This is a genomic window from Phocaeicola plebeius DSM 17135 (genome assembly GCF_000187895.1).
In the GTDB taxonomy this organism is placed as follows: Bacteria; Bacteroidota; Bacteroidia; order Bacteroidales; family Bacteroidaceae; genus Phocaeicola; species Phocaeicola plebeius.
This window is the reverse complement of record NZ_DS990130.1, coordinates 484,283-506,065: the sequence shown is the minus strand read 5'-3', so window position 1 is coordinate 506,065 and position 21,783 is coordinate 484,283. Positions and strand designations below refer to the sequence as shown.

The following is a 21,783-nucleotide window of genomic DNA, read 5'->3' as shown; positions in this document are numbered from 1 at the left end:
AAATACATGGATTCTGCCATAAGAACGAAATAAATAATCAGTTTTATTGATGTTCATATCCAAATTTTGTCTTACTTTGCAAGCGAAATAAAGAAGAAAAACGTGAATTTAGTAATTGATATCGGCAATACTGTTGCAAAACTGGCAGTATTTGATGGTGACAAAGTGGTGGAGGTTTTAAGAGGGTCCAATCATTCGCTGGACTGGCTGTCTATGTTGTGTAACAAATATCCAATTAAAAGAGGTATCATTGCATCAGTCATCACGCTCAGCAACACCATACGACGCCAATTGGCTGGAGTTCCATTTGAAATTATTGAGCTCAACCACAAAACCCCCATCCCTATTCATAATTTATACAAAACACCTGAGACTTTGGGAATGGACCGGTTAGCAGCCGTGGTCGGTGCTAACTATATTTCACCTGGAAGGAACCTGCTAGTAGTAGACGCAGGGACTGCACTAACTTATGAATTCATAGACGCGGAAGGGAATTATTGGGGAGGAAACATTTCACCTGGGATATACACCCGCTTCAAGACATTGAATGCGTGCTGTGACAAACTTCCCCTAATCGAAAGAAAAGGTGAAACGCCTGAATTCGGATTTGACACAGAGACCGCGATTCGTGCCGGAGTTATAAGAGGCATAGAATTCGAAATCATTGGTTATATCACTCTGCTACAAAAGAAATATCCCGACCTTTTGGTTTTTTTAACTGGAGGAGATAAATTTTCTTTTGATACAAATTTAAAAAGTATCATCTTTGCAGATAGATTTTTAGTATTGAAAGGTTTAAACAGAATATTGAATTATAATGTTAAGTAAGAAAATACTTGTTGGTTCATGGCTTTTAGCTAGCTCTACTATGGTATGTGCACAAATAAGCACTAATTCACCTTATACACGTTATGGACTTGGAGACATGTTTGACCAGAGCTTTACAAACAATGCAGCAATGGGAGGAGTTGGATATGCACTCCGAACGTCTGAGCACATTAATGCCATGAATCCAGCTTCTTATACGGCCGTGGATTCTCTTTCCTTTATCTTTGATGCAGGTATGTCTTTAAAAAGTTCCAACTTCCAAGAAGGGAAATATAAAGCCAACGCCAAGAACTCCAGTTTTGATTATATCGGAATGCAATTTCGCTTACATCCAAGACTGGGTATGACTATTGGATATACTCCTTTTTCCACTGTGGGATATAATTTTACCCGTTCAAAGGAAATAGAAAATAGCAGTGACGTAACTATATCCAATAATTTCTATGGAGATGGAGGTCTACAACAAATTTTTGGAGGACTGGGATTCAAGATTCTGGACAACCTATCTATCGGAGCCAATATTGGTTATTTGTATGGGAAACTGAATTACCAGACGACAGCGACCCTCAGTAATGGAGGTGACCAAACCATAACCTACAATACTTTGTCTATCAGCAGTTACAATGCTAGTTTTGGCCTTCAATACACTCAGCCTATAAATAAACAAAATGAACTGACATTAGGGCTTACTTATAGTTTGGGACATACTTTAAATGGACACGATACGCAAGGTACACAGATTACTAATGGTTCGAACTACTCTGTAGTAAATCAAGAACAAATTAATGACTCCTATGGAATTCCTCATATATATGGAGGAGGTTTAGCTTGGAAATATAAAAAAAATTTGACAGTAGAAGCTGATTATACACTGCAAAAATGGAGTGGAGTAAAATATAATAACCGCACGGACTTATATCAGGATCGATCCAAAGTAGCTATTGGAGCAGAGTTTTTACCTAAAGAGTTCGGACGAAACTATTTTACCCGTATACGCTATAGAGCAGGGTTCTATTATGCAAACTCTAATCTTCAGATTCCAGTTTCACAAAATATGATAGATGGTCCTAAGGAATATGGCGTCAGCGTGGGACTAGGTTTACCACTTAAACTATACCAACGAAACAGTGTACTAAGCATTACCGGTCAGTACATCCATGCCACTCCTTCTGTAAGCGACATGTTATCGGAAAATCGGTTCGTCCTAAAAATAGGATTGACATTCAACGAACACTGGTTCATGAAATGGAGAGTAAATTAATATGAAAATAAACACAATGAACAACTAATCTTACATACGATGAAAATGAAAATGTTTACAATGCTGTGTGCTTTATCTTTAGGCACCACAGCAGCTTTCGCTCAGAAAGGTGTAGAAGACGGATCTCGTTTCGGACATGGAGAAGACAGTATCCGTTGCTTGCAAAACATCAGTATTTACAGTGAATACGTAAAAACTGACAACTTCACAGATGCATACAAGCCTTGGATGGCTGTATTCACAGAAGCTCCTTTAGCTCAAGTAAGTACTTATACAAACGGAGCTAAAATTTTACGTGCCTTGATTGCCAGCTCTAAAGATGCCGCACAACAAAAAAAGTATCTTGACGAACTGATGGCCGTACACGATCAACGCATCAAGTATCTTGACGGATTGAATCAGTTGGTAAAAACTCCAACAACAAAAGGATCTATTCTTGGAATGAAAGCTCATGACTACATCATCTTCTCCGGAGCTAATGTAGACGTAAACAAGGCTTACCAAATGATTAAAGAAGCTGTCGACTTGGAAAAAGCTACATCTGATTATTTCATGTTCCAAGATTTGATGGACATTTCTGCCCGCAAATTAAAGAGCGATGACACTCATAAAGAACAGTTTATCCAAGACTACCTGACAGCATCAGGTTATGCAGATGAAGCTCTGAAAGCAGCTACTAAAGAAAGAGATAAAAAACTGCTGAAAACAGCAAAAGACAACGTTGATGCTTATTTCATCAATAGTGGTGCTGCCAGCTGCGAAAACTTGCAGGCTATCTATGGCCCGAAAGTAAGTCAGAATAAGACAAACTTGGAATACCTGAAACAGGTGATTAATGTAATGCAGATGCTGAAATGTACAGAAGAAGAAGCTTATTTCGTTGCTTCTGAAGCTGCACATGCAATGGAACCTACAGCTGCAACTGCTGCTGGATGTGCTTACATGTACTACAAAAAAGGTGACTTGGACAAGAGTGTACAGTACTTTGACCAGGCTATCGAACTGGAACAGGAAGCAGAAAAGAAAGCTGACTATGCATACAGCGCAGCAGTTGTATTGTTCAGCAAAAAACAGTTGAGCAAAGCTAAACAATATGCAAACAAAGCTATTTCTTTCAACGGAAGCTACGGAAAGGCTTATATCCTGATTGCACAAATGTATGCATCAAGCCCGAACTGGAGCGACGAAGCAGCTTTGAACAAATGTACTTACTTTGCTGCTATTGATAAATTGCAGCGTGCAAAGAGTGTAGATCCCAGCGTAGCAGAAGAAGCCCAGAAGCTGATCAACACATATGCCGGACATACCCCGAAAGATGAAGACCTCTTCTTCCTTGGCTTGAAAAAAGGTAACTCTGTGACAATCGGTGGATGGATCGGAGAAACTACAACCATCAGATAAATATATGTCAGCCAAACTTAAAAAGCACATATATAGGCTATTTATCAACATAACAGTTGCCACATGGGCAACTGTTATGTTTCTTTTTGTTCCTGCATGCGGAAACAAAGAGAAACCTACTGCTGCAGCCGTAAAAGAAGGAGATTCTCTTCCCGATATGCGTACTACAGGAGTAACCACCCTCGTGTCTGACTCAGGAATGATCAGATACAAGATTATTACAGCAGAATGGCTTATCTACAGCCATCGGAATCCTCCATTCTGGGCGTTTGAAAAAGGAATCTATCTAGAGAAATTTGATAGCCTTTTCCATGTAGATGCAAGTATCAAAGCTGATACAGCTTATTACTATGAGCCCAAGAAACTATGGGAGCTACGTGGAAACGTCCATATTCAAAGCCAAAGAGGCGACAAATTCGACACGGAATTGATGTTTTGGGATCAAGGAAAAGAAAAAATCTATTCCGATAAATTTATCCGTATCGAACAAGTTGACAAGGTACTGACTGGATACGGTTTCGAATCCAATCAGCAAATGACCGAATACCAAATCTATAACAATACGGGAATCTTTACCGTTGAAGACAATGCTGTCCAAGCAGACAGCACACAAACTTCCAAATAAAACTATTAGTATGGAGCTTATCATCCAACTACTTATATCTATGGTGTTTTCTGCCTATTTCTCAGGTATGGAAATCGCCTTCGTTTCTTCCAACAAATTGCGTTTTGAAATGGAAAAGACGAACAATGTATCGTCTTATATCCTTTCCGTATTCTACCGGCACTCAAATAATTTCATTTCCACCATGCTGGTAGGAAACAACATCGCATTGGTCATCTATGGTATTTTGATGGCTCAACTTATTGAACATTATATACTTGCAGATGTGATTTCAAATCAGGCATTGCTTGTTCCCATAGAAACCGTAATTTCCACATTGATTATTCTTGTCACCGGAGAATTTCTTCCCAAAACACTCTTCAAGATTAATCCCAACGCTACTCTGAAGTTTTTCAGCGTACCGACATTTGTATGCTACATCATACTCTACCCCATCAGCCGTTTCTCATCGATGCTTTCAAGCGGTATTCTTCATCTTGTAGGAGTAAAGACAAATAAAGAAGACCGGGAAAAGGCATTTACCAAAGTCGACCTAGATTACTTCATACAAAGCAGTATTGAAGAAAAAGAAGGAGAAGAGATTGACAATGAAATCAAGATATTCCGCAACGCACTTGATTTTTCCAATGTCAAAATACGTGACTGCATGATTCCTCGAACGGAAATCATAGCTGTGGATTTTGATACTCCGCTCACTGAACTCAAAAAGGTATTTATTGAAAATGGCATCAGCAAGATAATCGTTTACAAAGAAAATATCGACAACATTGTGGGATACATTCATTCATCCGAAATGTTCCGAAGCAACGACGAATGGCAAAATGGCATTCGTAGCATCCCTTTTGTGCCTGAAACAATGGCTGCCCACAAGTTGATGCGAATCTTCAAACAACAAAAACGTTCACTGGCTGTAGTAGTAGATGAGTTTGGAGGTGTTTCAGGTATCGTGGCATTGGAGGATTTGATTGAAGAAATCCTAGGCGACATTGAAGATGAACATGATACCACATCCATCGTCGCCAAGCAAATATCAGATAACGAATACATCTTCTCTGGAAGAATAGATATAGAAAAAGCCAATGAAACCTTTGGCCTGAATCTGCCTGAGAGCGAAAATTACCAGACCATCGGCGGACTTATTCTGAATGAATGTCAAAGCATACCCAAAGTAAACGACGTCATTCAGACTGAGAATTTTACCTTTAAAATTATCAAAGTAAGCGCCAATAAAATAGAATTGGTCAAACTGTTTACCACGAAATAAGCATTTTTTTGAGAGAAAATAGTGACTAAACAGTATTTTTTGTATCTTCGTGCGCTAATAACAGAACTATAAAAACAATAAACAAAAAAATAATAACTTTAAATGGCAACTTTACAAAAAATTCGAAGCAAAGGACCTTTGTTGGTCATCGTAATCGGTCTTGCCCTTTTTGCATTTATTGCCGGTGACGCATGGAAAGTACTCCAGCCGCACCAAGGTAAACAAGACGTAGGAGAAGTGAACGGGGAAGTTCTCAGTGCACAAGATTATCAGAAAATGGTGGACGAACTCAGTGAAGTCATCAAACTGACCAATGGATTGAATTCGCTGACAGAAGACCAGTTGAACAACGTGAAAGATCAGGTATGGCAAAGTTATGTCAACAACAAGCTGATTGCTGAACAGGCAGAAAAATTAGGCTTGAAAGTGACAGACGCTGAAATACAGAGCATCATTGACCAAGGCACACACCCGTTGCTGATGCAGACTCCTTTCCGCAATCCGCAGACTGGTATGTTCGATAAAGATATGTTGAAAAAGTTTCTGGTAGATTATGCAAACTTGAATGCAAGCCAAATGCCTGCACAGTATGTAGAATACTATCAGAAGATGGGTGCTTTCTGGCAGTTTGTAGAAAAGACTTTGGCACAAAGCACTTTGGCTGAAAAATATCAGAACCTGGTAGCAAAATCTTTGATCTCTAACCCTGTAGCTGCTGAAGATGCATTCAACTCACGTACAGAACAGAGTGACCTGTTGTTAGCTGGTGTACCTTACAGCTCTATCAATGATTCTACAATTCAGGTTTCTGACAGTGAAATCAAAGACCGCTACAACGAAAAGAAAGAACAGTTCAAGCAGCTGGTAGAAACACGCGACATCCGTTACATCGATGTAAAAGTGGTTCCGTCTGATGCAGACCGTAAGGCTGTAGAAAAAGAAGTAACTGAATACAGCAACCAATTGGCTAGCACAACAGCCGATTTTGGAACTTTTGTTCGTTCTACAGGTTCTTCTGTAAACTACTCTGACGTTCCGGTAAGCAAATCCGTATTCCCTGCAGACGTGGCTTCACGCCTTGACTCTACGAATGTAAACGAAGTATACGGTCCTTACTACAATCAGACAGACGATTCATTCAATGCATTCAAGTTGCTTGCAAAAGTTTCTTCTCCTGACTCAATCCAGTTCCGTCAGATTCAGGTATATGCTGACACTGAAGAAAAGACAAAAACACTGGCCGACAGTATTTACAATGCATTGAAAGGTGGTGCTGACTTCGCAGCCGTAGCTAAGATTTACGGACAGACAGGTGAAGCAACTTGGGTAAATGCACAGAGCTGGGAAGGTTCTGAACTGGATGCAGACAACAGCAAGTTCATCAACACATTGTTGAACCAGCCTGTAAACGAACTGGCTAACCTCAACATGGGACAAGCTAATCTGATTCTGCAGGTAATGAACAAGAAGAGCATGCAGACTAAATACAAAGTAGCTGTCGTTAAACGTGAAGTAGAATTCAGTAAAGAAACTTACAATGCAGCATACAACAAATTCAGCCAGTTTGTAGCACAGAACACTACTATCGACTCAATGGTGAAGAACGCAGAAGAAAGCGGTTATACACTGATGCCTCGCACAGACCTTTCAAGCGCAGAACACTATGTAGGTGGCGTACGTTCTACTCGTGAAGCACTGAAATGGATTTTTGCTGCAAAACCAGGTGAAGTTTCTCCGCTGTATGAATGTGGTGAAAACGATCATCTGATGGTAGTTGCTCTTGACAAGATTCATGAAGCCGGTTATCGTGACATCAACTCAGTAGCTGAAATGCTGAGAGCTGAAATCCGCCGCGATAAGAAAGCTGAAAAGATTATGGAAGAAATGAAGAAGTATAACTCCATTGCTCAGGTGAAGGGAATGAAGGATGCTGTAAGTGATTCTGTAAAACACGTTACATTCAGTGCTCCTGCTTACATTTCAGTTACACGCAGCAGCGAACCGGTTATCGGTGCTGTAGCTGCTAAGACAGCTGCCAACAAGGTAAGCGCACCTATCAAAGGTAATGGTGGAGTATACATGATTCAGGTATACGCAAAAGAAAAAGGAAGCGAGAAGTTTGATGCAAAACAAGAAGAAGCTACATTGACTAACATGGCTGTACGTATTGCAGGTAACCAGTTAATCAATGACTTGTATCAGAAAGCAAAAGTTGTAGACCAGCGCTACCTCTTCTTCTAAAGCTTAGCTAAATAAATAAGAACCCTATAAAAAGACAGACCGTTTTGAATGTGAAAGCATCAAAACGGTCTGTCTTTTTATTTTAAAGAACAAAAACCTCTTTACAACCCCATATTGTTCACCACCACATACACCTGATAATGTGTAGTTGCCTGTACTGGAGTCAGTGGCAAATACCCTTGAAGGATACGCCCTTCTTGAGTAATCTTTAACGGATAGGCAGATAAACACCTGTGATGATTTTCCAGAGCTTCCCCCTCAGCTGCATAATGCTCCACCACATATTGTCCCGAAGAAGAAGGAGAGACATAACGATCAAAGAACAGGCGAGACACCACTCCCATATTCATGCGAAGATTAATTTCCACACACGGATGTACCACAAACTCTTCTGTAAGGCGGCAAATCATCATATCTACCCCCAAATACCCTTCATAATCATCCTTCAACAGCCGTTGAAGTGCGGAAAGCAGACAGCTTCTTACTTCATGTAGAATCTCCCGAGATACATACGCTGACAACCGATGCTCAATTTCTGTATTTGATAACAGAAGATTAAGCTTGTAATTTCCATGGGCATCTGTTTCAAACAAAGAATAACCGGCAAAACGGACTCCATTCTGCTTCTCCGCATAAAACTCCATCGCAAAATCAACCACTTTATCATAAATGGGCTCTGCCATTACAACTCCCTGTACCCTCAGAATACGTGCGGCCCACCCAGCCAGTTGCGCATTCCAACTGGCAGAAGATACTTTCAGTAGCCCTCTCCCACTTCCCGACCATGGAGCTTTCAATACCAATTCTCCTCTTTCCTGAAGATACGCTTCCAGTTCAACCAGAGACACACAAGCTTTCATCTCCCCGCAAGTCCCATCTATCTTCACTAATTCAGGCAATACCTCCAGACAACGCTGACGAGACGAAAAAAAACGGAAACGCCTGACAGCATCTTCCGAAGGCAAAAAGCGCTCTTCTACTCCTTCCTGTCTGAGCCGGTGCACCAAGGCAGGTGTCCACCCCCAGGGGATATAACGAGCTGAAGGCCATTCTGCCGTCCAAGCTGCACGCGGCAATAACCCATCGAGCCTTCTTTCCATCTCCATGCTTCCTCCACACACCTCTTTCAACTGCTTCTTCAAAAGAGATACAAGAGCCATATTCTCCACCTTCACACAACTTCCTTCTTCAGCAAACCACCATGGAAGAGCAGATAAATCCGCAATCATACGCACAATCTCTGCAGGAGATTTATAATAAGGAGTGAAATTGGCCATCGCCATATCATAATCCGGATTAAACAAATATACGTTTGGAAACATGCTTTTCTCAATTAAAACCCTACAAAAATACGAAAAAACAGTTCCGTATCCCTAACTTCCTCCTCTTCATCATCGAAAGAAGAATATTTTTTCTCTGAAAGTTTTCTGCCGAGAAAACAAATTCGCGAAAAATCAATGAAAAATATTTCAAACTTAAACCTAAAATAGGGTAAAAACAAGTAATTTTGCACTACACAAAATATAAAAGAAGAAAGTACACCTTTTTATGCTTAAGAACAGCTAAAAGAAAGTATATTTGCATATCGATAAAACAAAAAGAAAGAAAATACAACTAAATACAATACAAAAAGACAATACAACTAAAAGTAAAGAGTTTTAAACATTAACTAAAAACACGAAAGCAATGAAAAGAATGCAACTCACCGGAATCGCACTGCTTTTAATGACAGGCATTCCAGTCATTTCAATGGCACAAGACAAAGTAGAAGCTGACATTGGAGCCGATCTTGTAAGCGGATACATCTGGCGTGGACAGGATTTAGGAAATGTGAGCATCCAACCCTCTGCTTCCGTATCCTACAAAGGTTTCTCCCTTTCAGGCTGGGGTTCTGTCGGACTGGATAAAGAAGACACCAAGGAATTCGACCTTACTTTAGGATACAGTACAGGAGGATTCAGCGTATCTGTCACTGATTATTGGTTTGATGGCGGTCCTGAGTATTTTCACTATGGTACCCACAACACTTCACATGTGTTCGAAGCGCAAGTCGGTTACGATTTCGGTCCCTTAGCCGTGAACTGGTATACAAACTTTGCTGGAGCTGATGGTGTAAAAGCAAACGGTAACCGTGCTTATTCTTCCTACTTCAGCATCGCAGCCCCCTTCAAGTTAGGTGGTCTGGACTGGTCGGCAGAAATAGGTGCTACTCCATGGGAAACCAGCTTCTATAACAATGGGGCAAGCGGATTTGAAGTTTCAAATATATGCCTCGGAGCTAGCAAGGAAATCAAAATCACAGATTCCTACTCGCTGCCTATATTTGCCCAGGCTATTTGGAATCCGGCCACAGAAGGAGCTTACTTTGTGTTTGGCATAAGTTTCTGACAAAAATATACTACAATACAAATACAACATCAATAGGATTAATGATTTCAAGAGGCAAAAAAGATTACACAGGATAACAAACAATACAAAATACAAATACAATTTATTATGAAAAAGATTGAGGCAATCATCCGTAGAACCAAATTCGAAGAAGTAAAGGAGGCATTATTGGCCGCCGACATCGAATGGTTCTCCTACTATGAAGTAAGAGGTGTCGGAAAAACCCGCGAAGGTCGTATTTACCGTGGGGTAGTATATGATACCAGTTCCATCGAACGAATCCTGATTTCCATCGTGGTGAGGGAAAAGAATGTGGAAAAGACCGTACAAGCCGTCATGAAAGCCGCTTATACCGGTGAGATAGGTGACGGACGCATTTTCATCATCCCCGTAGAAGACTCCATCCGTATCCGTACAGGCGAACGTGGCGATATTTCGCTTTATAATGCGGAACAGGAAAAATAATCCCGGAAAATCAACTCAGGTATTAATTCTTAATAGGTAAAAATTATGAAACGACTTACAGAAGGTGTGCACACAGCAGCATACCGCAAAATCCTCATACCCTTATTCTTACTTCTGTTTCCATTGATTACAACAGCGCAGACCTCTGTACCTGAAGAGGTTAGCAACGCTGACAAGATAGCGGAATTATCTACCGGACTTAACACCGTATGGATGTTACTGGCTGCCATGCTGGTATTTTTCATGCAGCCGGGCTTTGCTCTGGTTGAAGCCGGATTTACCCGCAGCAAGAACACAGCCAACATCCTGATGAAAAACCTGGTGGACTTTATGGTAGGTTCCATTCTGTTCTGGTTTATCGGTTTCGGACTGATGTTCGGTGTAGGAAATGTATTCGGTACTCCACACCTTTTCGACCTGGATGCCATGGACAATATCATTCAAAACGGATTACCTATTGAAGGTTTCCTAATCTTCCAGACCGTATTCTGTGCCACTTCTGCTACCATTGTGTCAGGTGCCATGGCCGAACGTACCAAATTCTCCATGTATCTGGCTTACACGATAGCCATCAGTGTATTAATCTATCCGGTTTCCGGTCATTGGACCTGGGGAGGAGGATGGCTTTCAAACGCAGATCCGGATTCATTCATGATGTCTGTGTTCGGTTATACATTCCATGACTTTGCCGGTTCAACTGTGGTTCACTCTGTAGGTGGATGGATTGCATTGGTCGGTGCCGCCATTCTTGGTCCGCGTTTGGGCAAATACGGAAAGGACGGAAAATCAAAAGCCATCCCCGGCCACAACCTGACACTTGCTTGCCTGGGTGTATTCATCCTCTGGTTCGGATGGTTCGGTTTCAACCCGGGTTCACAGCTTGCAGCAGCCGGATACGGTGACCAGACAGCCATCTCACACGTGTTCCTTACCACCAATCTGGCAGCTTGTACCGGAGGATTCCTTGCCTTGATTGTAAGCTGGATTAAATATGGTAAACCGTCACTCTCTCTCACACTCAATGGTATCCTTGCCGGACTCGTCGGTGTAACAGCCGGATGCGACCTGGTATCACCTATGGGAGCCGCTCTTATCGGAGCCATCTGCGGAACTGTCATGATTTTCGCTGTAGAATTTATTGAACACCGTCTGAAAATTGATGACCCTGTAGGTGCCTCTTCCGTACACGGTGTATGCGGCAGCCTCGGAACCATTCTTACCGGTCTGTTTGCCGTAGAAGGCGGCACATTCTACGGAGGTGGCTTCGGATTCCTCGGTGCACAAATTTTCGGTGTAATCATCGTCGGTGGATGGGCCGCATTGATGGGATACATCATCTTCAAAGTCCTCGACAAAGTTCACGGTCTGCGCGTTCCAGCCAGAATCGAAGAAGAAGGTTTGGATATTTACGAACACGGAGAATCAGCTTATAACCATTAAAACTGAACATTCACTACTAACAATAAATAACCAATAAAAATTTACAGTCACATGTCAACATTAAGATTCAGAGTTGTAGAAAAGGCCTTCCAAGCTAAACCCATGGAAGTACCTACCCCTGACAAAAGACCGGGAGAATATTTCGGTAAATATGTATTCAACAGAGAAAAGATGTTTAAATACCTGCCTTCTACGGTATTTGCACGATTGATTGATGCCATGGATAATGGCGCAGCACTCGACCGCCAGATTGCCGATGCCGTAGCCGAAGGTATGAAACGATGGGCCAGCGAACTGGGTGCTACCCATTATACTCACTGGTTCCAGCCACTGACAGAAGGAACAGCCGAAAAGCATGATGCATTCGTAGAACACGACGGAAAAGGTGGCATGATGGAAGAATTCTCCGGAAAGCTCCTTGTACAGCAGGAACCGGATGCTTCATCTTTCCCGAACGGCGGAATCCGTAACACCTTCGAAGCTCGCGGATACAGCGCATGGGATCCTTCCTCACCTGTGTTCGTGGTAGACGACACCTTGTGCATCCCGACAATCTTTATCGCTTATACCGGTGAATCACTCGACTACAAGGCTCCGCTTCTGAAAGCCCTCCGTGCAGTCAACAAAGCGGCAGTAGACGTTTGCCACTATTTCGACCCGAATGTAAAAAAAGTGATGGCTTACTTGGGATGGGAACAGGAATACTTCCTGGTAGACGAAGGTTTGTATGCCGCACGTCCAGACCTGTTGCTGACAGGACGTACACTGATGGGACACGAAGCGTCTAAGAATCAGCAGTTGGAAGACCATTACTTCGGCGCTATTCCTACCCGTGTGGCAGCTTTCATGAAAGACCTTGAAATCCAGGCACTCGAATTAGGAATTCCGGTGAAGACACGCCATAACGAGGTAGCTCCTAACCAGTTTGAATTGGCTCCGATTTTCGAAGAATGTAACCTGGCAGTAGACCATAACATGCTCATCATGTCATTGATGCGAAAAGTAGCCCGCACACACGGATTCCGTGTACTGCTACACGAAAAACCCTTCAAGGGTGTCAATGGCTCCGGTAAACATAACAACTGGTCACTCGGTACAGATACCGGTACTCTGCTGATGGCTCCGGGAAAGACTCCAGAAGAGAACCTGCGTTTCATCACATTCATCGTAAACACCCTGATGGCTGTGTACCGCCACAACGGATTGCTGAAAGCTTCTATCATGAGTGCAACCAACGCACACCGTCTGGGAGCCAACGAAGCACCTCCCGCCATCATCTCTTCCTTCTTAGGCAGCCAGTTGAGCAAAGTACTCGACCACATGGAAGACAGTTCAACCGACGAACTGATTGCCTTAGGAGGTAAACACGGTATGAAACTCGACATTCCGCAGATTCCGGAACTGTTGATTGACAATACCGACCGTAACCGTACTTCACCATTTGCCTTCACCGGCAACCGCTTTGAATTCCGTGCCGTAGGTTCTGAGGCCAACTGCGCCAGCGCCATGATTGCCCTGAACACAGCCGTAGCTGAACAGCTTACCGAATTCAAGAAAGAAGTGGACGAACTGATTGAGAAAGGTGAACCGAAGATTTCGGCCATCATTCAGGTGATCCGTAAATACATCAAGATTAGCAAACCCATCCGCTTCGACGGCAACGGATACAGCGACGAATGGAAAGAAGAAGCTGCACGCCGTGGTCTGGACTGCGAAACCAGCTGTCCGGTCATCTTCGACCAGTATCTGACAGAAGACAGTGTACGCATGTTCGAATCTGCCGGTGTCATGACCCGCAAGGAACTCGAAGCACGCAACGAAGTGAAATGGGAAACCTATACCAAAAAAATCCAGATTGAAGCTCGCGTTTTGGGCGACCTGGTAATGAACCACGTAGTTCCGGTAGCCATTGAATACCAAAGCAAACTGATTGACAATGTCTACAAGATGAAGCAAATCTTCCCTACAGAAGAGGCCGAAAAGCTGTCTGCTGAAAACATGGCCATCATCCGTAAGATTGCAGAACACACTTCTTACATCAAAGAACACGTAGATACCATGGTAGAAGCCCGAAAAGTTGCCAACAAGATTGTAGACGAACGTGCAAAAGCCATCGAATATCACGACAAGATTACTCCGATGCTGGAACAGATTCGCTACCACATCGACAAACTGGAACTAATTGTGGATGATCAGATGTGGACATTACCCAAATACAGAGAACTGCTGTTCATCAGATAATCCATCCCCTAAAGGATTATCTCTTATTTCTTATTGGTTGTTTGAGAAAGAGGCCGCGACCGTGAAGGTCGTGGCCTCTGCGTTTTCTTACTCTATTTATAATCTCCCATTATCATTCCATTCCCCGTAGAGAAGCCCTTTTCGCGTATTCTCTATAAACTTATTCAAGCGGCTTTCAAAAAGTTCCTACAACGTGGCCTTTTCCGCAAATTAAAAAAGCCGCTTGCACATGACGAAATTTGTCAGTTCCAGCTGATTGGCTCTGCACTTTTGAGACTTAACCACTTTGTATCCCTTTTGTTCAAAAAACGATTTTGCAGTCAAGCTGATCTCCGAGGTAATTTCAGTAACTCCATACGCTTTGGCCATCTTCTCTACTTCCGAAAGCAACTGAGTAGCTACTCCCCTGCCCTGCATGTCCTTGTGTACAAACATGGAATGCAAATATCCCTCTTTATTCATAGAAGAGAAACCAGCCATATTGTCTTGTTCATCAAAAGCCCCAATAAAATGATGTTGAGACAAAAGTTCTTTCCAGTGCAACAAGTCATCACCACAAGAAGCCCAGTCTGCTACCTCTTCTTTTGTATAGTCCCTCAAATTCACATTAAGCACTGTAGAACGGAACAAGTGCTGCATTTCCGGAATGTCTTTTTCTTCAAGCGGACGTAAAGCATAAACAAGCTTTGTTTCTTTACAATTTTCCTTAAGAAAATCTTCTTTCGTCAACAAAGTAAAATGTTCTGTCCGCACATCACCCAATGGAGAAAGTTTGCCCTCTTCCGTATGATGGAACTTGAAACCACATTTATCCATTACTCGGCGAGATTTGGTATTTCCGTCATAATAACCACACCACACTCGTTTTACTCCCAGTTCCTCAAAACAACGCCTCAACAGGCGATTGACGGCCTCCGGAATCAGCCCCTTTCCCCAATGAGGAACTCCAATCCAATAACCAATCTCTGCATCTCCTTCCTGCATGTCAGCGCTGTGTACGCTGTCTCCAAACATAATGCCCACACTGCCAACAGGTTCATTGATTTCTTTCAACACTACCGCATAAGTTTCCGGTGCTGAAAGAATATCACGTATCACCTCTCGGCTGTTTTCTACAGACGTGTGCGGTGGCCAACCGGCAATCGGCCCTACAGCCGGATTCTTGGCATATTTATAGAGTGAAAGGGCATCTTCCTCACGCCACGGCCTGAGTATCAGTCTTTCTGTTTCCATAATTATGTGAGTTATATTTTATTTTTTATATGCCGCAAGATTAGCTATCATCTTTTTCAAATTGGCTTCATTTTCCTCATCCGAAATGGAAGGATCTTTCATAAAACGACCACAAGGTAAATCCGGACATCCCCCACAATTTTCCCGCTTTTGTTCCTTACAGCATTTCCAAATGGGACATACCGCATCACCTGTATACTGAAGCCAGAACACCTTACCTTTTATCTTTCTGCATCCTTTGCATTCCTTTGGGAATGACGCACAGTCCACACACCTTGCTCCACACGGAGAGGGATAAAAATAATCATCTTTCCAATACCACCACTTACATTTCTCTCTATCCGGGTTTTCCGTATGAACAAAATACTCTAAAGCCCGATACAGATAAAGCTGACAGCGGTCTATCGTACACCCACGCAAACGGCATTCTTCCTCGTACAAATCCTCCGCTTTCTTTCCTTTCAGCGATGCGATAGAGGTATACCCCATGGCTATCAAGTCTTGTTCTGTCTGTGAACCTACATTGGGGATTTTTCGTAAAGAAGATTTTTCCTGGTTGTTAGTCATATCTTATTTTTTATTCATCATTTTTCTTTCTCAGCGATTCGACTACTTTCATTGCATTTCTCCTGGCTGCTACGATGCTTGGCATCATTTCGTATTCCAGCATATCAAGACAGGCCACTAGTTCATTTGCCAGTTCCGGAACAAACCGGCACATTTTTGCAGCCAGTTTTATCATCATCGAGCGGCTGCTGTCCGATTCCTTCTTGTCGACAGCATGGGCAAGACAAAAATCAAACAAGTCCGTCCTGAAGTTCTGCTTCGTAGACAAGTCAATCAGAATAGAAAGAACAAGTCCCCGACGTATATGCAAACAAGGCTTCATTGCCCAGTCTGCAATCTTATCATAAAAGGGAGAGACATAAAGTCTTTTGTCTTCTGCCGGTAAATAATACAGTATCCATGCCGCATTGTATGCCGACTGTGCATCTTCCGCATAAAGCATAAGGTCACACAACTTACCGATGCCAGCCTCATCATGATGCAACTCGCGAGACAAAGCCATTACCTGCCATTTGGACAGCCTATCCTGCAAATGTTCCATTTCGTTTTACTATGTTTCTATATGCAATAAGAGCAAATCTAAACAATAAGAAACAGAATAACAAACAAGCCACTATTTCTTTCACATTTACCCCTCAAAAAAACACAAGTACATTTCAACTCAAACGCCTAAGCTTCTTAAGTAAAACGTACTTGCGTTTGAATCCAAACGCATTTGCATTCTCTATCAAACGTAAGTACGTTTTTCCCTTGTGCTTAAAAAGCCCCAATTTTTCTTTATTTATTCAGAAAATATACATTTCAAAGGCATTTTTTAGTATCTTCGCACCAAACTAACTAGCCTGACTAACCTATGTCTGTACTCCGATATTTCATCATTATAGGGATACTCGCCGTGGGAGTATACGTTTTTTCGTGTACCTCCCCAACTGAAGCACCTTCCCCTGAATCTACAGAAATAAATACTCATACCGATAGCCTGTTGCAGTTCAGGATTTATCTTGAACAGGCCCGCATCAGCCGTTTTAAAGGAGAAAATCAGGAAGAAGCTCATTTCTTAGACGCTGCGGAAGACATCGCGCAATGTCTGAACGACTCGTCCGTATATGCGAATTTATGGCAGGAGAAAGCCATGCTTTACCTGCCGCATCAACCGGAAAAAGCTAAAGAATTCTTTCAGAAAGCACTTGCTTATATGCCTTCCGGAACTCCAGCCTCCATCGCACAAAGTGAACTTTATCTTTCCCGCATTTATTTAGAGCAAGGACAGACGGACAGTGCCTTCCATTACATCAATAACGCCATTCGCCAAAATCTGCCGGACAAGGAAGCTGCCGCCTTGTACCTTCAGAAAGGGTACATTTTTGCCTCTCTTCTGCAAGCTGACTCGGCCACGCATCATATCCTGCCTTTTTTGTCTGATGCCTCCTTAAAACAACGTACGGAAGCCTACCGTCGTCTGTTCGAAATGTACGGAAAGAAACAGAATGAGAAGCAGGAAAACATCTACATGCGAAAATACATTCTGTCGCATGACTCGTTAAGTGCCGAACGAAAAGAAATGGTCATCGAAAAGATACAGGATATGCACGAATACAAGTTGCAACGCGAACGGGCCAACAAAGCAGAGATGCAGGCAGCACACCACAAACTGGTTTTCTACCGGATTGCGGTCACCTTAGGCGTAGTGATTCTTATCCTGCTTTTACTTCTTCACCGCATCCGCGTACACAAACAAAAGCTGACAGAAGAACTAAAGACTACCCAGTGGATGCGCATGGAAGAAACGCTGAAAAGGAAAGAAGCGGAAGTGGCACTGGCTCACGAACAGGAGAAATTGAAACAGCAGGAAATTGACCGGCTGAATAAAAGCGTGGCCTACTACCGGCAACTGAATGCCATCACGCTTCCTTCTCTGTTGCGGAAAAGGAATTCGCAAGGCGCACTTCACTTAACGGAAGAGGAATGGGAAATCATTCAGCAAAACGCGGACACTTGCTTCGACGGATTTACCAGACGACTGAAGGAATGTTACCCGCAACTTACAGAAGAAGAACTTCGTTTCTGCTGTCTGGTAAAGATGGATCTTCCCTTGTCATTACTGTCCGAAATTTACCATATTGCCAAAGGAAGCATCTCGCGCCGGAAAATGAGACTAAAGGAGAAAATGCACATCGAAAATAGCAGCTTTGATGAGTTTATCACCGCATTTTAAGTGTCATGTACATCATAAAAACTATCAACCATCTAATTTCCAATAGATTAATCTTCGCTTGTGTACATCAGATTTTTCCCTGACTTCCATCTGTTCACTTTACCTTTGCAGCCGTAAATCTATTTAAACATACGCGACTCATGAAAGTGAAACAACTACTTTATGGGATGATGTACGGCTTACTGATTTTCTTCACGGCATCTTGCAGTGAAGAAAATTCAGAAAATCTACCAGACAATGTAGCCATTTATCAAAGCTACCTGGTGGCTTTTTCTGATTCACAGCCTACCCTGGCCTACGCCCGTTTCTCCCCAGAGAAAGACGTACCCCTGAAAGAAATCAAGCTTACAGGCGGAGCATCCATCATGGCCAATGGCAAAGAGATGGAATACCATTATTTTGATGGGAATACAATATTCGGTTATTCCTATTCACTGTCACTCGGAAAAGACGAACAAGTCTCATTCGTGTTCCAACGCAAACGGCAGCAAGAAACCCGTATGCTGACCAATTATGTCTACAAGGAATGGATTAATGAGATACATATTCCTTCGGAACTTACCACGATTGCCAATCAGGAAATGGTTGAATGGAAGGGTGAGAAAATCGCGTCCAATGAAGAACTGGAGGCCACGCTGGACAATCCCTCTCATTTGGAGGAATATACCGCTTATTATGGTACATTAAATGAAAGCCGTGACGGAGTTTCGTTTAAGAATGTGCCGAAAGGAAAATATATGCTTACGCTGAAACGCATCCTGAAACTGGAAACCAAAGACAATGACGCTCCTGCCAAAGGAGAAATCAGACTGGTTTTCTACGACAAGAAAGAAGTAACGGTGAAATAACAAGACATAGCTTAAAATGAGAGGAGTTTTTGTAATCATTTTGCTAATCTGTAGCTTGTCTGTGTATGGTCAGACTGAAAAACGCCCACTTTGGAAAATACAACTGGAGGGCGCACTGGACAATTACAGCAGATGGGAGGTAGAGCCGTCTGTCACTTTCCAGCCTTTCAAGTATGCCGGCATCGGAGTCAGCTTTCTTTTTAGCAAAAGTTTGGATGACATCCATCTCAATGGTGTCTCTGCTGATAAAAAATTCCGCTTTGAATTGAACGACGAAAAGGTTCTGTCCACCCACCTCGCATGCAGAATTGCGCCACAATTCTACACGCCTTCGTGGATATTAGGACATGACCGGGAATATGCCTTGTACCTGACATTCAGTCCAGGCATCACTTGTTCGTTTCCACCCACTAAACATATAACCCTGGCCTATTTCCCAAACTCTACAGGTGTATGGACTCCCCACCACTATGAAGAAATCACAACTTCCCGTGCGGAGCCTTTATCCTTTCAGCTGAAAACTTCCGTTTCGTTGGAAATAGAAGAAAGCCTGATAATCTCTCTGGGATACACCCTCTCTAACCTTGACCCTTACTCGGGCCTCCGGGAAACCGTTTTCGACGGAAACATGCTGAATCTCGGAAAGAAGTGCCCATTTTTTCATTCACTCTCAATCGGGATAGGCTGGCGGTTTTAAAAACTGGGTCGGATTAACGTCCGGCCCAGTTTTTTATTCTGTTCATAGCTTCCTGGCAATCTTCACGTTTACCAAAGGCTGTCAGTCGCAGGAATCCTTCTCCGCTTGGTCCAAATCCAACTCCCGGAGTTCCTACCACATTGACTTCGTGAAGCAACATTTCAAAGAAGCTCCATGAATCCAGTCCTTCGGGTGCCTTTACCCAAATATAAGGCGCATTCACTCCTCCATAGAGTGTAAATCCGGCAGCATGCAATCCTTCACGCATCAAACGGGCATTCTCCATATAATAAGCTATGGTTTCCTTTATCTCAGCTTGTCCTTCGGCGGTATAGATGGCCTCTGCTCCTCGCTGGGTGATATAGCTGGTACCATTGAACTTCGTACACTGCCGACGGTTCCACAAATGATTCAAAGCTACTTGTTCGCCTGAAGCCGTCATGGCTTTCACTTCTTCCGGCACCACGGTATAACCGCAACGCACTCCGGTAAAACCAGCAGTCTTGGAGAAGCTGCGGAATTCTACGGCGCAAGAGCGGGCTCCTTCTATCTCATAAATAGAATGTGGCACATCACTTTCGTGAATGTAAGCTTCATAAGCCGCATCATATAATATCAACGCTTTGTGCTCTAAAGCATAATCCACCCACTTCTGCAATTCGGCTTTGGTCAGTGTCGTTCCCGTCGGATTGTTCGGATAGCACAAATAAATCATGTCTACCGGCTCCTGGGGGAAAGAAGGTATAAAATGGTTTTCTGCCGTACAAGGAAGATAAGTCAGACGGTTCCATTGCCCGTTTGCCTGCAATTCTCCAGCTCTCCCAGCCATGACGTTACTGTCAATATACACCGGATACACAGGATCCGTTACCGCTACTTTATTGCCTGTGCCTAAAATGTCTCCAAAATTACCGGTGTCACTTTTAGCTCCGTCACTCACAAAAATTTCTGTCGGGCGCAATTCTACTCCACGCGAGCGGTAATCATGTTCCAGAATAGCCTGAATCAAGAAATCATATCCTTGTTCAGGACCGTATCCATGAAAGGTTCCGGCATCGGCCAGTTCGTCTACCGCACGGTGCATGGCTTTGATAGAAGCCGGTGGAAGCGGACGAGTCACGTCGCCAATTCCTAATCGGATAAGTGCGGCTTCCGGATGAGCCGATTTAAAGGCATTCACTTTTTTAGCAATGCTCGAAAACAGATAGTTTCCGGGCAACTTGATGAAATTATCGTTTACTTGTATCATATATATCTTGTCTTACTCTTTTAATTCGATTGTTCCGTCAAATACTTTTACTGCGGGTCCTGTCATATACAAATGCTGCCCCTCTCCTGCCCAGTCGATGGTCAGGTCACCTCCATCCATACAGACTGTTGCATGGGAGCCGCATTGTCCGGAAAAGGCTGCTGCCACAGCGGTAGCACATGCTCCCGTACCACAAGCTTGTGTGATACCGGATCCTCTTTCCCATACCCGCATGCGTATGTTTTCTTTATTCAATACCTGAGCGAACTCTACGTTTACCCGATCCGGGAAAAGCGGATGACGTTCAAGCACCGGTCCTACTTCCGCAAGAGCCACCTCTTCCATTTTATCTACAAAAATAACCAGATGAGGGTTTCCCATTGACACTGCTACCCCTTTCCGAAAGGGATAAGCATCACCCAAATCCACCCAGTGAATATCGGCAGGAATTCCCATATCTACCCGAACAGACTCTACCTTTCCCTCCTTCACCTGCAAATGCAGTTCCTTGATACCGGAAAGCGTATCCAGCAAAATATCCGTCTTCGTAGTCAGTCCATATTCATACAAATACTTCCCGATACAGCGACTGGCATTTCCGCACATCTTGGCCTCAGAACCGTCCGCGTTAAAAATACGCATACTAAAATCAGCTTTGTCCGAATCGCCAATCAGCACCAGTCCGTCACTGCCTATCCCCGTATGAGGACGGCTCCAGGCTATGGACTTTTCTTCCGGATTAGTCAACGGGTATTTCATCGTATTCACATAGATGTAATCATTACCCAGACCATGCATCTTTGTAAATTCTATTTTCATA

The 21,783-nt window shown here is 43.1% G+C and carries 19 protein-coding genes and 1 pseudogene; 13 read left to right on the top strand and 7 right to left on the bottom strand.

Annotation, left to right across the window (positions count from 1 at the left end):
• The first annotated feature begins 102 nt into the window (after positions 1–102).
• From BACPLE_RS10225 to BACPLE_RS10200, 6 genes are all read left to right on the top strand, one after another.
• Complete coding sequence (locus BACPLE_RS10225; RefSeq protein ID WP_040312828.1) at positions 103–828, top strand: type III pantothenate kinase; 726 nt, start codon at positions 103–105, stop codon at positions 826–828.
• 40 nt (positions 829–868) lie between these two features.
• Positions 869–2,089: an OmpP1/FadL family transporter gene (locus BACPLE_RS10220; protein WP_235777923.1), complete on the top strand. Its 1,221-nt coding sequence runs from the start codon at positions 869–871 to the stop codon at positions 2,087–2,089.
• A 39-nt stretch (positions 2,090–2,128) separates the two neighbouring features.
• A complete protein-coding gene (locus BACPLE_RS10215) occupies positions 2,129–3,490 on the top strand; it encodes a tetratricopeptide repeat protein (protein WP_007561564.1) in 1,362 nt (453 codons plus the stop codon).
• A gap of 4 nt (positions 3,491–3,494) precedes the next feature.
• On the top strand, positions 3,495–4,115 hold the full coding sequence (gene lptC, locus BACPLE_RS10210; protein ID WP_007561563.1) for an LPS export ABC transporter periplasmic protein LptC: 621 nt from the start codon (positions 3,495–3,497) through the stop codon (positions 4,113–4,115).
• A gap of 10 nt (positions 4,116–4,125) precedes the next feature.
• Positions 4,126–5,379 (top strand): hemolysin family protein, encoded by a 1,254-nt coding sequence (locus tag BACPLE_RS10205; RefSeq protein ID WP_040312975.1) that lies wholly within the window; start codon positions 4,126–4,128, stop codon positions 5,377–5,379.
• A 102-nt stretch (positions 5,380–5,481) separates the two neighbouring features.
• Positions 5,482–7,620: a peptidylprolyl isomerase gene (locus tag BACPLE_RS10200; RefSeq protein ID WP_007561550.1), complete on the top strand. Its 2,139-nt coding sequence runs from the start codon at positions 5,482–5,484 to the stop codon at positions 7,618–7,620.
• A 101-nt stretch (positions 7,621–7,721) separates the two neighbouring features.
• On the opposite strand, the gene BACPLE_RS10195 is transcribed toward BACPLE_RS10200, so the two are convergent.
• A complete protein-coding gene (locus BACPLE_RS10195) occupies positions 7,722–8,942 on the bottom strand; it encodes a hypothetical protein (RefSeq protein WP_007561548.1) in 1,221 nt (406 codons plus the stop codon).
• A 364-nt stretch (positions 8,943–9,306) separates the two neighbouring features.
• Between BACPLE_RS10195 and BACPLE_RS10190 the strand changes: the two genes are divergently transcribed.
• The 4 genes from BACPLE_RS10190 to BACPLE_RS10175 all read left to right on the top strand — a co-directional run bounded on the left by BACPLE_RS10190 (position 9,307) and on the right by BACPLE_RS10175 (position 14,154).
• Complete coding sequence (locus tag BACPLE_RS10190; protein ID WP_007561544.1) at positions 9,307–10,008, top strand: hypothetical protein; 702 nt, start codon at positions 9,307–9,309, stop codon at positions 10,006–10,008.
• A 108-nt stretch (positions 10,009–10,116) separates the two neighbouring features.
• On the top strand, positions 10,117–10,473 hold the full coding sequence (locus tag BACPLE_RS10185) for a P-II family nitrogen regulator (protein ID WP_007561542.1): 357 nt from the start codon (positions 10,117–10,119) through the stop codon (positions 10,471–10,473).
• A gap of 45 nt (positions 10,474–10,518) precedes the next feature.
• Entirely contained in the window at positions 10,519–11,913 is a 1,395-nt protein-coding gene (locus BACPLE_RS10180) for an ammonium transporter (protein WP_007561541.1), read from the top strand.
• Positions 11,914–11,964: 51 nt separating this feature from the next.
• Positions 11,965–14,154 carry a glutamine synthetase III family protein gene (locus tag BACPLE_RS10175; RefSeq protein ID WP_007561539.1) on the top strand — a complete coding sequence of 730 codons (2,190 nt, stop codon included), beginning with the start codon at positions 11,965–11,967 and terminating at the stop codon, positions 14,152–14,154.
• Between the two features lie 210 nt (positions 14,155–14,364).
• Here BACPLE_RS10175 and BACPLE_RS19620 read toward each other — a convergent pair whose 3' ends face one another.
• The 4 genes and pseudogenes from BACPLE_RS19620 to BACPLE_RS10160 all read right to left on the bottom strand — a co-directional run bounded on the left by BACPLE_RS19620 (position 14,365) and on the right by BACPLE_RS10160 (position 16,495).
• A complete protein-coding gene (locus BACPLE_RS19620) occupies positions 14,365–14,793 on the bottom strand; it encodes a GNAT family N-acetyltransferase (protein ID WP_218958597.1) in 429 nt (142 codons plus the stop codon).
• Between the two features lie 63 nt (positions 14,794–14,856).
• A pseudogene (locus tag BACPLE_RS19575) lies at positions 14,857–15,387 on the bottom strand (GNAT family N-acetyltransferase); the annotation flags it as partial.
• Positions 15,388–15,405: 18 nt separating this feature from the next.
• Entirely contained in the window at positions 15,406–15,954 is a 549-nt protein-coding gene (locus BACPLE_RS10165; RefSeq protein WP_007561535.1) for a helix-hairpin-helix domain-containing protein, read from the bottom strand.
• A 10-nt stretch (positions 15,955–15,964) separates the two neighbouring features.
• On the bottom strand, positions 15,965–16,495 hold the full coding sequence (locus BACPLE_RS10160) for a hypothetical protein (RefSeq protein WP_007561533.1): 531 nt from the start codon (positions 16,493–16,495) through the stop codon (positions 15,965–15,967).
• A gap of 312 nt (positions 16,496–16,807) precedes the next feature.
• On the opposite strand from BACPLE_RS10160, the gene BACPLE_RS10155 reads away from it, so the two are divergent.
• From BACPLE_RS10155 to BACPLE_RS10145, 3 genes are all read left to right on the top strand, one after another.
• Positions 16,808–18,169: a tetratricopeptide repeat protein gene (locus BACPLE_RS10155; protein ID WP_007561531.1), complete on the top strand. Its 1,362-nt coding sequence runs from the start codon at positions 16,808–16,810 to the stop codon at positions 18,167–18,169.
• A 140-nt stretch (positions 18,170–18,309) separates the two neighbouring features.
• Complete coding sequence (locus BACPLE_RS10150) at positions 18,310–19,017, top strand: hypothetical protein (protein ID WP_007561530.1); 708 nt, start codon at positions 18,310–18,312, stop codon at positions 19,015–19,017.
• Positions 19,018–19,033: 16 nt separating this feature from the next.
• A complete protein-coding gene (locus tag BACPLE_RS10145) occupies positions 19,034–19,714 on the top strand; it encodes a hypothetical protein (RefSeq protein WP_007561526.1) in 681 nt (226 codons plus the stop codon).
• Positions 19,715–19,727: 13 nt separating this feature from the next.
• Here BACPLE_RS10145 and BACPLE_RS10140 read toward each other — a convergent pair whose 3' ends face one another.
• Positions 19,728–20,963: an LL-diaminopimelate aminotransferase gene (locus BACPLE_RS10140; protein WP_007561524.1), complete on the bottom strand. Its 1,236-nt coding sequence runs from the start codon at positions 20,961–20,963 to the stop codon at positions 19,728–19,730.
• A gap of 12 nt (positions 20,964–20,975) precedes the next feature.
• Entirely contained in the window at positions 20,976–21,782 is an 807-nt protein-coding gene (gene dapF / locus BACPLE_RS10135; protein ID WP_007561522.1) for a diaminopimelate epimerase, read from the bottom strand.
• Between the last annotated feature and the right edge of the window lies 1 nt (position 21,783).

Coding starts and splice junctions, on each gene's coding strand:
- BACPLE_RS10150 (WP_007561530.1), top strand. CDS start 18,310: ATGAAAGTGAAACAACTACTTTATGGGATGATGTACGGCTTACTGATT.
- BACPLE_RS10155 (WP_007561531.1), top strand. CDS start 16,808: ATGTCTGTACTCCGATATTTCATCATTATAGGGATACTCGCCGTGGGA.
- BACPLE_RS10180 (WP_007561541.1), top strand. CDS start 10,519: ATGAAACGACTTACAGAAGGTGTGCACACAGCAGCATACCGCAAAATC.
- BACPLE_RS10190 (WP_007561544.1), top strand. CDS start 9,307: ATGAAAAGAATGCAACTCACCGGAATCGCACTGCTTTTAATGACAGGC.
- BACPLE_RS10140 (WP_007561524.1), bottom strand. CDS start 20,963: ATGATACAAGTAAACGATAATTTCATCAAGTTGCCCGGAAACTATCTG.
- BACPLE_RS19620 (WP_218958597.1), bottom strand. CDS start 14,793: ATGCAGCACTTGTTCCGTTCTACAGTGCTTAATGTGAATTTGAGGGAC.
- BACPLE_RS10160 (WP_007561533.1), bottom strand. CDS start 16,495: ATGGAACATTTGCAGGATAGGCTGTCCAAATGGCAGGTAATGGCTTTG.
- BACPLE_RS10220 (WP_235777923.1), top strand. CDS start 869: ATGGTATGTGCACAAATAAGCACTAATTCACCTTATACACGTTATGGA.
- BACPLE_RS10200 (WP_007561550.1), top strand. CDS start 5,482: ATGGCAACTTTACAAAAAATTCGAAGCAAAGGACCTTTGTTGGTCATC.
- dapF (WP_007561522.1), bottom strand. CDS start 21,782: ATGAAAATAGAATTTACAAAGATGCATGGTCTGGGTAATGATTACATC.
- BACPLE_RS10145 (WP_007561526.1), top strand. CDS start 19,034: ATGAGAGGAGTTTTTGTAATCATTTTGCTAATCTGTAGCTTGTCTGTG.
- BACPLE_RS10185 (WP_007561542.1), top strand. CDS start 10,117: ATGAAAAAGATTGAGGCAATCATCCGTAGAACCAAATTCGAAGAAGTA.
- lptC (WP_007561563.1), top strand. CDS start 3,495: ATGTCAGCCAAACTTAAAAAGCACATATATAGGCTATTTATCAACATA.
- BACPLE_RS10165 (WP_007561535.1), bottom strand. CDS start 15,954: ATGACTAACAACCAGGAAAAATCTTCTTTACGAAAAATCCCCAATGTA.
- BACPLE_RS10175 (WP_007561539.1), top strand. CDS start 11,965: ATGTCAACATTAAGATTCAGAGTTGTAGAAAAGGCCTTCCAAGCTAAA.
- BACPLE_RS10215 (WP_007561564.1), top strand. CDS start 2,129: ATGAAAATGAAAATGTTTACAATGCTGTGTGCTTTATCTTTAGGCACC.
- BACPLE_RS10195 (WP_007561548.1), bottom strand. CDS start 8,942: ATGTTTCCAAACGTATATTTGTTTAATCCGGATTATGATATGGCGATG.
- BACPLE_RS10205 (WP_040312975.1), top strand. CDS start 4,126: ATGGAGCTTATCATCCAACTACTTATATCTATGGTGTTTTCTGCCTAT.